Source organism: Asticcacaulis machinosus, assembly GCF_028550435.1.
GTDB lineage: Bacteria > Pseudomonadota > Alphaproteobacteria > Caulobacterales > Caulobacteraceae > Asticcacaulis > Asticcacaulis machinosus.
On the sequence record NZ_JAQQKV010000001.1, the window covers coordinates 602,685 to 615,887 of the forward strand.

Consider the following 13,203-nt stretch of genomic DNA (forward strand, 5'->3'; position numbering starts at 1 on the left):
AACCAAGAAAGGCCCGTCCGTCAAAGCCAATCGTCAGCATTCACCCTTTTGACAAAAATCAGTGCGTTTGGCGTATAGTCCGCGCGGCCAACAGCCCGCAGGATAGGCACGACCATTTTTAAGGATTAGTACCCTATGCCCCGCACTGCCTGCCTTACCGCCTTAGTCCTGATAAGTCTGCTTGCCACTAACGTCAGCGCCGATGAGGCCGCTAAGGCCCGTGCCATAAAGCTGGAGCAGGCCCTGACACTGGATGAACGCATCAGCATAGTGAATGGTACCTGGCCGGTGCCGTGGGTGCCGCGCACACCTGACAATCCGCAACCGGCCGATGCCATTCCCGCCGCCGGCTATGTGCCGGGTGTGCCGCGTCTCAATATTCCGGCTCTGTTTGAAACGGACGCTAGTCTGGGGGTGACCAACCCGTCCGATGTGCGTCCCGGCGATATCGCGACCGCACTGCCCTCAGGCCTTGCGATCGCGGCTACTTTCAATCCCAAACTGGCCTATGACGGCGGCGCAATGATCGCGTCCGAGGCCCGCGCCAAGGGGTTTAACGTCCTGCTGACCGGCGGCGTCAATCTGACCCGTGACCCACGCAATGGCCGTAATTTTGAATATTTCGGCGAAGACCCGTGGCTGGCCGGAATCATGGGGGCTGAATCCATCCGCGGGGCACAATCGCAAAAGATCATCGCCACCATCAAGCACTTTGCCGTCAATGACGCCGAGACTAACCGCGACTGGTCCAACAGCGTCATCGGTGAAGCGGCTATGCGCGAGTCCGACCTTTTAGCCTTTCAGATCGCCATTGAGCGCGGAAATCCGTTGTCGGTCATGTGCGGTTATAATCTGGTCAACGGGGACTATGCGTGCGGTAATGATCATCTGCTGAACACGGTGCTCAAAGGCGACTGGGGCTATAAAGGCTTTGTTATGTCCGACTGGGGCTCAGTCAAGGCCACTGATTTTGCCCTCAAAGGTCTTGATCAGCAGTCGGCCAAGGAACTGGACGGCGCGTTTTGGTTTGGCGAACCGCTCAAAAAAGCGGTCGAAGACGGCAGCGTACCGGCCACCCGCCTGTCAGACATGGTGCAGCGCATCCTATATGCCCAGATCGCGTCGGGCATATTCGACAACCCGCCGCAAAAAACCGCCATCGATTACGCCAAAAATGCCGAAGTCAGCCGCGCTGCCGCCGAAGAAGGCATAGTCCTGCTGAAAAACGACGGCGGCATACTACCTCTGGCCAAGACCGCCCAGACTATTCTGATCATCGGCGACTATGTCGAAAAGGGCGTGCTGTCGGGTGGTGGGTCATCGAATGTGACCGGCGATTCAGGCACCCCCGGCCTGCCGCAACCGGGCCTGCCCATGAGCGCCGAAGGCCAGTTCGCCCAGTATGTGAAGGAGCAATACCACGCCTCATCGCCGCTTACGGCCATCCGTGCCCGCGCCCCGCAGGCTAAGGTTTTGTTCGACAATGGCCGCAGCCTGAATGAGGCCGTGCGCAAGGCCAAAACCGCCGATCTGGTCATTATCTTTGGCAATCAGTGGATGACCGAATCGCTTGATGCTCCCGACATGTACCTACCCAGAGGTCAGGACGCCCTGATCGCCGCTGTGACGAAGGCCAATCCGAAAACCGTGGTGATCTTGCAAACCGGCGGGCCGGTCGCCATGCCGTGGGTGGATCAGACCCCCGCCATAGTCTCCGCCTGGTATTCCGGTGCCAGAGGTGGCGAAGCCATTGCCGATGTCCTGTTTGGTGAGGTCAATCCGTCCGGCCACCTGCCTATGACTTTCCCGCGCGATATTGCTCAAACGCCTCGCCCGGCGGTACTCGACGGTTTCGATCTACCAGCCAAGGTGCAGTTTGATGTCACCTATCACGAAGGTTCTGATGTCGGTTACCGCTGGTTCTCTAAGAACGGTGCGACCCCTCTGTTCCCATTCGGGCACGGCCTTAGCTATACCACCTTTGACTATAGCGACCTTAAGGTCAAAGGCGGTAGTACCCTCTCCGTCAGTTTCAAGGTTACCAATTCGGGCAAGTTCGCAGGCAAGGATGCGCCTCAGGTCTATCTTACCGATGCGGCGGGCCGTAAACTATTGCGCCTGATCGGATTTGATAAGCTTGACCTCAAACCGGGTGAACACCGCACCGTGTCGCTGACCGCCGACGCGCGACTACTGGCCCATTATGACGAAGCTAAACCGGGCTGGGTCATTGGGGGCGGAAGCTACGGCGTCGCTGTCGGTCATTCGGCCACCGATCTGGTGGTCAAGGGTTCGGCCCGTATTAAGTCTCAGCGCCTCAAACCCTAACTCTTAGCCCCTCCCCTCTTGGAGGGGGGCCCGAATGGAGCGGGTGGGGTAAAAAACCGTAAGCGGCTTCAACGAGATTTACCCCCTCTTATCGTCTAACTTTGTTAGCCGGTAAGCTCTCCCTGCCACAGGGGGAGTTCTCATCCCGCCGTTTTACGACAAGTTTCAAAACGCCCTCAGACAAGACGCCCCTCGTCCGTGCGCGTTAAAGCAAACTTCACCTTAGTTATGGATGAGCCTTATGCCAGATTCAGCATCACCTGCACCTGCTGCCACCCAGCCGACCCTGTTTATTCCGCACGGCGGCGGCCCGTGCTTTTTCATGGACTGGTCGCTGATGGGCGAGCCGGCCAACACCTGGGACAAGACGGCGGAGTGGTTGAAAAATCTGGCCTCGACCCTGCCGGAACGCCCGAAAGCTATCGTCGTCATTTCTGGCCACTGGGAAGAGACGGTGTTTACGGTCGCGACCTCCCCGGCGCCGGAAATGATCTATGATTACTATGGCTTCCCAAAACATACCTATGAATTGCAGTATCCCGCCCCTGGATCGGCGGCGCTCGCCAACCGCATAGTTGAGCTTCTGACCGCGGCCGGAATTGCCGCTAAAACTGATGCCGCGCGCGGCTTTGACCACGGCGTTTTTATTCCATTCCTGCTGGCTTTCCCGGATGCGACCATCCCGGTTGTGCCGCTGTCATTGAAGAAAAACCTCGATCCGGCCGAACATCTGGCCGCCGGTAAGGCCTTGAAAGCCCTGCGTGACGAAGGCGTTCTGATTGTCGGTTCCGGCATGAGCTACCACAATATGCACGCGTTTCGCACGCCGTCCGCGACCGCGCCGTCAAAGGCGTTTGACGACTGGCTGACCTCATCTTTGTCGCAGGACGAAAAGGCCGTGCGCATGGACGCCCTGTCGCACTGGTCACACGGTCCGTCGGCACGCAATGCCCATCCGCGCGAAGAACACCTGCTGCCGCTGATGATCGCCGCCGGTGCCGGTGACGACGACAAGGGCGAGCGCATCTTCTCCGACGTGGTTATGCAGGCCACCGTCTCCGCGTTTAGATTTGGATAAAGAAAGTAACTTATGACCTATCCCAATACCCTGATCTTTGTTGACCTGGCGTCTGATGATCCCGAAGCCACCGGCACCTTCTATGCCGAGGTGTTCGGCTGGGCCAACGAAGGCCGCCCCGCCGGCGTCTATCACCGTCTGGTGCCCGGCGAGAATTTCAAGAACAAGGACGGCAGCCAGAGCCAGATCGGCAACCTGCACATCGGCATCTATAACTCAAAGAATGCCCGTCCCTTCCCGACCCCCGAAGGCGCTGGTGCCAAAAGCCTGAGCCGCGGCGATCACAAGGCCCGTATCTGGGTTCTGGTGTCGGATGATGACACGCCTGAACGCATTCTGTCGGACGCCGAGGCCCGTGGCGCCAAGATCCTGTGGAAGGATCACTACTGGAAGGAATTCAACGGCTATAACTATGCCTTCGAAGATCCGTGGGGCAATGAAATCATCCTGTGGGGCAAGGCCGGTGAAAATCCAGACATCCCCGCCAGCTACAGCCGCGAATAGAACTGCGTATCAAGGGGCCGGAAACGGCCCCTTTTTATTTGACCCATCCAAAAGCTGACAGCGGTATGGCCTGCGCCATAGCGGCCGCCCCGGCATCATTAGGGTGAAGATGATCGCCCAGATCATATCCGGCCTTCAGCCAGCCGGGCCGCTCAGGGTCCTCCAGCGCCTTATCGAAGTCAAACACGCCGTCAAAGTCCTGAGATTGCCGCAGCCAGGCGTTAAGCGTCTGGCGCTCAGACTCTTTATGGTCGGTGTAATAGTCCTTAAACACCGTGCCTTTGAACGGCGTCAGGGTCGCCACATAGATTTTCATATTGCGTGCCCGCGCCCGCAGCGCCATCTGCTTGAGCCCGCCGATCAGATCCTGCGCCGACACATAGTCCTCAGCATCCGGATTTTTGGCGTGGCCCAGATCATTGATCCCGATCAGGATAATCACCGCCGCCGCATTCTGGCTCAGGACATCGCGGTCAAATCGCGCCAAAGCCCCGGTGCCAAAGCGCGCCCAGGTGCCATGATGCAGCATACGGTTGCCGCTGATGCCGGCATTGATCACATTGACCGGCAGACCCGCCACCTTCAGACGCCCATTAAAGACATCGGGCCAAGTCCGGCCTGTGTCGGGCGTAATGCCAAAACCATCGGTGATCGAATCCCCGAACGCGATGACCGTTGACAGAGGGACCACACTTTCGACCTCAACACCCGACACAAACGGAAAGGCATTACCCAGCCCGATATTGATCGTTTCTTCGGCAAACCTCTCCGTTGCCGCCTGCGCCCCCGCCATCCGGTACAGTACGCCGCGCTGGATATCGTGGACGGTTTTCAACGGCACGGGGTCTTTGGCATAGAAGCTGATCGCCAGATCGCTCATGGCCGTAACCTTAATGTCTGCCGGATCACTGATGACATAGGCACCGGGGGCAAGGGTAACACCTGCCGCGCCGTTAAAGGTCAGGCCGCGGTCACTGGCGGTTTCAATCCCTGATCCAGTCATCCGGCGGGCAATGCGCACATCCGCCAACCGCAAAGGCTTGTCACCATAGGCATTGGACAGGCGCACCCGCACCCGCTCACCACCGGCGCTGACCTTCACGATCTGGCGCAGGGTCATGTCTGAGATGATGGCCTCGGTTGAGCCCGAAGGCTCCGGTGCCGCATAAAAGGCCGGCAACCAGTGCTTGACCTCACCTTCAGCCCATACCGGCGCGGCAGGCGCCATCAGAGCCAGACTTATAACAACAGCAAGAGCACGGCGAGAAAAAGTGAGCATGGGATGGGCCTGTCAGCAAAAAAGACAGCCCCATTTAGAGTGTTTTCCTGTCAAAAAAATAGAGCCTTTCATCTGCCCCATCAGACAAAAGGCTCTGGCTTGGTTTATGCGCCTTCGTGAATGGTTTAAGGCTTAGCCGTGGTCGGCCAGCAAACGCGGCACCGGCGCATCCTTAATACGGAAGAAGCCCTGATCATCGACCGTCTGACCTTCGCGGGGCTTATGACGCACCTGAACCACGCCGTTTTTGCCAAAGCCATCAATGACCGGGCGGTCACCCTGACGGCTCAGCCACAGACGCAGCAGGTGACGGCGGCGCTGGGGTTCGGGATAATCATAAAACGTCGTGCGGGCGTGCAAAGCCGCATAGTTCGACAACCACTGAATGTCGCCGGGACGGAAATCCATCTCAATGGCCATGCCGGGTTCATAGGTAATCTTATCGAACAGCTCCAGCACTTCGATCTGCTCCGGCGTCAGCTTGGGCACGCCCTCATATTCCTGCGCAGTCAGGATATAGAGCGAACCGGCATACATCGAAAACACGCCGTCGGTCAGGTCGATGATCGGTGAGGTATAGGTGTCGGACGGCGCGTTCTTATCCTGACGGCGCCAGTCCCAGTGGTAGGGCTGAAACAACAACGGTGCCAGATCGGGCCGGCGGCGCAGGATCTCATTATAGATCTCAGCTCCCGACACCAGACACGACGCCCCGCCTTCTTTCGCGGGCCGCAGGCACATCAGCGACACCACATCCGATGAGTCCGAATGGAACACCAGATAGTCGCGCACCTTGGATGACTTGGCGGTCGGGTCGTCCATCGTCTTATCCGACGTGGCATAGACGGAATCGATCAGGTCGCCCTTTTCGTTTTGACGGATCGGGTCGCCCATATGCAAACCCAGAATATAATAGATCGCCGCCGACAGGGCATCGGAATAGAGGTGGGTTTTAAGTCCGCGCACCAGCACAAAACCGCGGCCGGAATCGACATCGCGCCCCCATTCCTTAACCGCATCAGCGCACTCAACCAGCGGATATTCTTCCTTTTGCACAAAGCGCAAATCAGGATCTGCCTCAACAAACCGTGCGCCTAAGACTTCAAGTTCCGCGATCTGGGCCTCGGACAACATGTAGACCCATGAATCGCCCTTTGACAGCACATCCCCGCGCCAGGCCGCCGAAGTGGTGATTTCTTTGAGTTCGAGCGGCTTTACGCCCTCTGGTGCGGATACAGCAATATTCATAGGTTTAACCTGCAACTGGCGTGGATATGACTATCCCAACCCTATCAAAGGCCAACCGTTACATCTTGTCCGCGCGGGCATGATAAATTGATCAAAACCGACCATGTGCGCCCACGGGCAAGCTCAGGTGTGGATGCGGTCAAATCTTATGGTCAGCTTTGCTTGCTAAATAACGTCAGCTTTGCAATGCCGGTCGATAAAGGCGGCATGGTCCGGCAGCAGGGCCACAGTCTTTGCGATCGTATCCTTGCGGGACAGTAAGGCTGCCCTGAGTTTGTGCGCGTCCTGAATTCCGGCTAGAGGGTCGCGCCGCTGAGGCATTACATCCATGCCAATCAGGATTGCCAGCCAGCTTGGCAGCACAAAGCTTTCCTGATCCAGCAGCGGCAGCAAACCGGTTTCACGGAAGGTCTCGATTTTCTCCATCAGGGTGTCCGGTAACGGCATATGCTTCACATAGCGCCAGAACGCGCTGTCCTCCCGCCCGGACAGGGCATAGTGCGCAATGATAAAGTCACGCACCCGGTCAAACTCCAATGCCTGAATGCGGTTATACTCCGTGCGCAGTCTGGGGTTAAACGTCATATCCGGCAACATAGTGATAAGGCGCGTGATACCGTTCTGAATAAGCTGAATGGACGTCGATTCCAACGGCTCAATAAATCCGCTGGATAAGCCTATCGCTACACAGTTTTTCACCCAGAATTCACGCCGCCGCCCGGTTGTGAATTTCAAAAGTCGCGGCTCCGCCAGCGCATCACCGTCCAGATTGCCCAGCAATTTGTCGCGCGCGTGGCCTTCATTGGCAAAAGCTGACGAAAAAACATAGCCGTTGCCAATGCGGTGCTGAAGCGGAATACGCCATTGCCAGCCGGCCTCCAGCGCTGTTGAGCGCGTATAAGGGGTCAAGGGACTGACCGAAGCGCACGGCACCGCCCACGCCCGATCAACCGGCAGCCAGTGACTGTAGTCAAGATAGGGCTCCCTCAAGGCTTTGTCGGCCAGCAAACCGATAAAGCCGGAGCAATCTATGAACAGGTCGCCGTCAATTGTACGCCCGTCGTTCATGGTTACAGACTGGATAAAGCCATCATCGGGACGCACAGTCACATCGACAATACGGCCTTCGTGCCGGATCACGCCTTGTGCAATGGAGCGCTCTTTAAGCAGGCGGGCATAGAGTCCGGCATCAAAATGGAAAGCGTAGTTAAAGTGACTAAGCGGCGTGCGCGGATCATTGACCGGGGCCGAAAAACGGTTGTGCCGGGCCATGACCGCCGCAATAGAATAATCGTCAAAATCACCAGCCTCAGGATCATTCTGGTCTCGCAAATGAAGCCAGTGATTGAGCGTCGAATGCGGCCCTTCGTTTATGACATAATCGCCAAAGCCGTGAAAAAACGGCTTGCCTGAACGGCTCCAGTTGACGAATTCAATCCCCAGCTTGAACGAACCGTTGGTTTTGCGGATAAACTCAACCTCCCCCAGACCGATATCCAGATTGAAGGTGCGGATGGTCGGCACGGTGGCCTCACCCACCCCGACGGTGCCGATATCGTCGGATTCAATAAGCTCGATTTGGGTGGTTTTACTATTCACCGCCTGACCCAGCGCCCGGCTAAGGGCCACGGCCGCCATCCAGCCGGCTGAACCGCCCCCGACTATGACTATTTTTCTTAAGCGGCTCATGCGATCTCATCAAGGGAAGGTGCTGCGCAATAGCGTTTTAAGACCTCATCATGCGCTGGCATACGATCAGTCGTCTGGGCACACAGCGTGCGCACCCGCTCAAGCGCGGCGATCAGATCTCTTTCAGGGATGCTGTCCGCCAGCGGATCATATCCTTTTGGCTGGGGCCCCTGCCCCATCAGAACAGCCAACCAGTTCGGTTCCTGAAAAATGGTCTGGTTCGGGAAAATCGCCAGGCCCCGCGTCTCAAACAGGCTTAATTTTTCACGCAGACTGTCCGGGATCGGCATATGGCGCAGATAATCCCACAAAGGCTCCCCCTCACGGGCATTGGCATGGTAATGCAGGATCAGAAAATCACGGATCTGCTCCAGCTCTTCGGCCATGATACGGTTGTAAAGACGGGCCGAGACCTCATCATTTTTCGACATCGGGAAGGTGGCCGCAAACTTTATAAGGCCGTGCTGGATCAGATGGATGGAGGTCGATTCCAGCGGTTCCAGGAACCCGCTCGACAGGCCGATAGCTACGACGTTTTTCATCCGCGACACCTTACGGCGGCCGGTCGTGAACCTTAAAAAACGCGGCTCAGCCAAGGCTTTATTATGGGGATGCTCAGAGCCTAGATTAGCCAGCAGGGTCTGGGCAGCCTCATCATCCGAAATATAATCGCTGACATACACATAGCCATTGCCGGTACGGTGCTGAAGCGGAATACGCCATTGCCAGCCAGCCTTTAAAGCCGTCGCCCGCGTATAGGGCACCGGCGCTTCAAAGCGGGCCGAGGGCACGGCCACCGCGCGATTGGCCGGCAGCATGTCTGACCAGTCTTCGTAACCGGCTTTGAGCGTCTGCTCTATCAGCAAACCACGAAAACCAGAGCAGTCAATGAAATAGTCCCCCTCCACACGCTGACCATCACTGAGGCTGACATACTCAATTGTACCATCGTGAGGATTCTGGCCGACCGAGGTTATGGTGCCCGCTATCCGCCGTATACCGCGTCCCTCCGCCAGAGTGCGCAAATACCGCGCATAAAGCGAGGCGTCAAAATGATAGGCATGAGCCATCGCCGCCCTGGGGTCGCGTGAATTGGGGGCGGCCCGGTCAAAGCGGTTTTTAGTCGCGGCCACATTGCTCATGGAAAACTCGGACAAGTCAGGCTTGTAACCCAATGCTCTGGCCCGCAGCCAATAGGCGTGAAACGATACGCCATTAATGGGAGAGCCATAGGTTCCGAACGGGTGCATATAGCTGTGGCCGTCGTGGCGCCAGCCGCAAAACTCTATCCCCAGCTTAAAGGACGCCTGAGTGGCGCTCATGAATTCAGCTTCGTTGATACCCACCGCCTGATTGAAAAAGGATATGGGCGGAATGGTCGCTTCGCCCACCCCGACCGTGCCGATCTCCGGCGACTCAATCAGGGTGATCTTCATTTGATGCGGTTTGAAAAAGTTGGTTAAAAACGCCGCCGACATCCAGCCGGCCGTGCCGCCGCCAACTATGACTATGTGCCGGATTGTCTCCGCAGGCGCCCCGTGTTGTGTCATTTTTTTATTCCGCCCCAAATTATAAAATAGCCCCGCCAACGTCAGGAAGAAGCGTCGGCAGGGCTAGTTTTATTCATAAGACACGCTTTGACAAATAGCTTTGACAGAACGTGCCTGTTTTTCAGATATCGGTCGAACTCCGGTTAGAAAGTTCCGCGGACAATGAACGATACGCGACGGTCATTGACGGTCCAGCTATGGGTGCGGATCAGGGCCTTGGACATATTGCCCTGTGTCCCTAAGAACCAGCTATCGCGTTGATCCATTTCAAGTTCCATCTGCGAGTTCAGAAGGTTAACCGCCTGCACCCCGACCTTGAAGTTTTTGTTGATCGAGTAAAGGATCGATCCATCAAGCTGGCCGAACGATCTGGAATAGACCGGCACCATCAGGTTGGACGCCGAAGCGCTCATCAGATAGCGCGAACGCCAGTTGTAAGCCAGACGGGCATCAAACCCGAACTTGTTATAGAGCAAGGTCGCATTGGTGGTGTAGCGCGACAGTTGCTCCAGCGGCAGATCAAGTTTGGAGGCCCCGATCTGCGCCCCGTCTGTGGTGCTGCTTGACGTATTCTTGGCGCCGCGGCTTTCCAGAATGGTCATATTGAATTCGGTACCCAGACCGCTCAGGACACCCGGCAGGAAATCGTAGAATTGCTGGTGCTGGAATTCCATGCCCCAGATTTCGCCATGCCCCATGTTCTGAGGCACTATACCGACCGCCTGAACCGACTGGCCAGTGTCTTTAGTGATGGTGATGGCACCTGTGTTGGACTGGATATAGTCATAGACATCTTTCTTGAAGATGCCGGTCGCCAGCATACCACCGTTGAAATACCACTCTGCCGACAAGTCGAAAGAATTGGCCCGCATCGGCTTCAGATTGGGGTTGCCCGAATAGAACCCGAACGCCACGTCCGTATGATACTGAACAGCCGCATTTTGGGCCAGAGCCGCATCCAGTTGCGCCTGCGTATAGGGCGCATTGGTCAGTTCGTTTATGATGCCATCTGCAACGGTCGCATTACGCGATTGCAGGGTGGCAGACATGGTAAGCGAAGGCTGCAACTGATAGAAATCAGGACGAACAATGTTTTTCGAGGCCGCATAACGAATGAAGAAGTTATCGGTGACTTTCAGGCGCAGATTCAGGCTCGGCAACACGTCGGTGTAGCTGGTGCCACCAATGGTTTCAAAGCTTTGACCGTCAGCGAAGTCGATCTTGGCCGCCGCCGTCGGTGACGCATTACGCTTTTGGGCCTGACTGATGAAGCCCACTGTCCCAAAGCCGCGGCCTTCGGTTTCGGTCTTGACGACGCGCAGACCGAAATTACCGTCCCAGCTCATGGCATTGCCATCCCACGACAGCTCTTTACCGAAGAAGGTCTCTCCGCCAAAGCGCAGCTTGGAGTAAATCGCCGTGGTCTTTTCCGATTGACGGTTGATACCGCGACCACCGAAATTCTGGAAGCCGGCATTGTAGTCGCCGTTGAAGGCTTTCCAGTAGTTGATGCCGCCGTTAGCCGATGCCCAGATCGGGTTATAGCTCAAAAGGCTGCCCTGAACGAAGGGGCTGTATTGACCGCCATTAGGCGCCCACGACGGAATGGTGCCATTGGGTCCGCCCTGAGGATAATAGCCGAACTCACCGTTGTTGTAGGCCGGCCCGCCGCCCGGAACCGGGCCGTTCCAGATGACATCATTCAGATAGTCTGACAAAGCCCCTGAATCCTTGGCCAGATCGAAGGACGGCATGATCAGAGAGGGCACGGAGACATCGCCCTTAAAGAAATCGTCGAAAGCTACGATATCCTGATTTTGCGTATAGCGATCAGCGGTTGCGGTGACACGCGTAGCCCAGGGCGCTGAAATCAGGGCCCAGTTATAACCGCCATCACGTTGCGTCGAATAGCGCGAGGTCGCCCGCAGGCCGACCTTGATGTCTTTCAGCCAGAAGCCGTCATCGAACGCATAGGTCGCGTCAAACTTACCCGTATACTGGCGGGCATCATTGTCGTCAGCGTGATCCATAGCCGCATACAGATTAAATACTGACGGGGTGCTGGTGGCGTTGGCCATAGTGATTTTAGGCAAGTCACCCGACAGATCCAGACCAAAGCCGCCCGGCAGATTAACCGTATTATAAACCGTCAGATCAGTGCCTTCGCGGTGCGATTGCACATATTGCAAATCACCGGTCAGGCTCAGCTTCTCACCATTCCACTTGAAGCCGGTTGAAATATCATTGGTGTTGTCGCTGACCTTACCATAGCGGGTGCCGAGGTTCAGAAGGAAAGAGTTGCTGGCGCCGCTGCTGGCATCAACCATCTGACCGCTGACGAAATTGCCATCGTCATCAAACACAAAGCTTGTACCCGTCGCCGGCGCGACAAGAAAGGACTGATTGTTCGTCGCAGAGCAGCAGGAAGAGGTCTGCGCAAAGCGATCCTGCAGAATCTGTTCAGCCTCGGTGCGGAAGAAGGTCGCAAACAGTTCCAGACTGTCCGACGGACGCCACTGGAACGCTGCATAGTAACCTGAACGGGTACGATCCTGATGATTGTTACGATACTGGATACCAACGGGGACAAAAACCCGATCAAAGGGCTGACCGTCAATTTCATTACACTGCGTTGACAGATTGGGAATCTGATTACCGTTACCGTCATCTATTGTATCGTTACAGTTGGCAACCGTGCCATTGAAATTTAGGCTAGTTCCACCATTATACGAAGATTGCACCCCCTCGCCGTGGGCATTGTAGGGATCAACCGCCAGCGTATTAACCGCCGTCTTGAGTTTTGATGTCGAGGCACTCAAAAGGACGCCGATTTCGCCGATATTGGTATCCCAGCGATCACTCAACAAAAGGCTGGCTGAGGGCGAGCCCTCTTTGCGCAAATCACCGCGGGTATAGTCAGCAGAAAATGCGACCTGACGACCTGCCTGATCGAAAGGCATACGGGTGCGCAGGTTAACCGTGCCACCAAGCCCGCCTTCAACAATATCCGCCGAAGGGTTTTTATAGACATCCACGCCTGAGAACAGTTCTGGCGTCACGTCTTCCCATGAAATGGCGCGACCGCCCTTGGCCGAAAACGCGTCGCGGCCATTGAGTTCCGAGCGCACCCAGGTCAGGCCGCGGATCTGAATGCCGGAGCCTTCGACGTTGAGACGATCCACATCGCGCGGCTCATTGGTGCGGCCGATGGTGATGCCTGCCACGCGCTGAAGCGCTTCGGTTACCGAGCGATCGGGCAGACCGCCGATATCGACGGCGGTAATCGAATCCACGATCTGATCTGAGTTTTTCTTGAGCTGCTGAGCCGTTTGAATGGCCTTACGCTGTCCGACGACCACAACTTCCTGAGTGTCTTCGGCCGTTTCGGCATCCTGTGCCTGAGCGGCAAAGCCTGCCGCTATCATCACAACGGTAGCTGAAGACAGCAAAAGGCAACGCTTGCGCGTATTGGATTTCATGTTTTCCTCCCTAAAGGCGCCCAGGAATCCGCCGCACTTCGTCGGTCT

Annotated in this window: 8 protein-coding genes; 3 read left to right on the plus strand and 5 right to left on the minus strand. The window is 56.5% G+C overall.

Features of this window, described 5'->3' with window-relative positions; translation table 11 throughout:
• Window positions 1-135: 135 nt before the first annotated feature.
• The 3 genes from PQU98_RS02915 (at window position 136) to PQU98_RS02925 (ending at window position 3,910) form a co-directional block, all read left to right on the plus strand.
• The gene (locus PQU98_RS02915; RefSeq protein WP_272743377.1) at window positions 136-2,328 is read left to right on the plus strand and encodes a beta-glucosidase; all 2,193 of its coding nucleotides are present in this window, start codon (window positions 136-138) and stop codon (window positions 2,326-2,328) included.
• Window positions 2,329-2,569: 241 nt separating this feature from the next.
• Window positions 2,570-3,406: a DODA-type extradiol aromatic ring-opening family dioxygenase gene (locus tag PQU98_RS02920; protein WP_272743378.1), complete on the plus strand. Its 837-nt coding sequence runs from the start codon at window positions 2,570-2,572 to the stop codon at window positions 3,404-3,406.
• A gap of 12 nt (window positions 3,407-3,418) precedes the next feature.
• Window positions 3,419-3,910, plus strand: coding sequence for a VOC family protein (locus PQU98_RS02925; RefSeq protein ID WP_272743379.1), 492 nt, complete (start codon window positions 3,419-3,421; stop codon window positions 3,908-3,910).
• 34 nt (window positions 3,911-3,944) lie between these two features.
• On the opposite strand, the gene PQU98_RS02930 is transcribed toward PQU98_RS02925, so the two are convergent.
• The 5 genes from PQU98_RS02930 to PQU98_RS02950 form a co-directional block, all read right to left on the minus strand.
• Window positions 3,945-5,189 (minus strand): SGNH/GDSL hydrolase family protein, encoded by a 1,245-nt coding sequence (locus PQU98_RS02930; RefSeq protein WP_272743380.1) that lies wholly within the window; start codon window positions 5,187-5,189, stop codon window positions 3,945-3,947.
• A 132-nt stretch (window positions 5,190-5,321) separates the two neighbouring features.
• Complete coding sequence (locus PQU98_RS02935) at window positions 5,322-6,437, minus strand: TauD/TfdA family dioxygenase (protein ID WP_272743381.1); 1,116 nt, start codon at window positions 6,435-6,437, stop codon at window positions 5,322-5,324.
• Between the two features lie 165 nt (window positions 6,438-6,602).
• The gene (locus PQU98_RS02940; RefSeq protein ID WP_272743382.1) at window positions 6,603-8,126 is read right to left on the minus strand and encodes a tryptophan halogenase family protein; all 1,524 of its coding nucleotides are present in this window, start codon (window positions 8,124-8,126) and stop codon (window positions 6,603-6,605) included.
• Entirely contained in the window at window positions 8,123-9,676 is a 1,554-nt protein-coding gene (locus tag PQU98_RS02945) for a tryptophan halogenase family protein (RefSeq protein ID WP_272743383.1), read from the minus strand. The genes PQU98_RS02940 and PQU98_RS02945 overlap by 4 nt, the downstream gene beginning before the upstream one ends.
• A gap of 143 nt (window positions 9,677-9,819) precedes the next feature.
• On the minus strand, window positions 9,820-13,155 hold the full coding sequence (locus PQU98_RS02950) for a TonB-dependent receptor (RefSeq protein WP_272743384.1): 3,336 nt from the start codon (window positions 13,153-13,155) through the stop codon (window positions 9,820-9,822).
• Window positions 13,156-13,203: the final 48 nt, after the last annotated feature.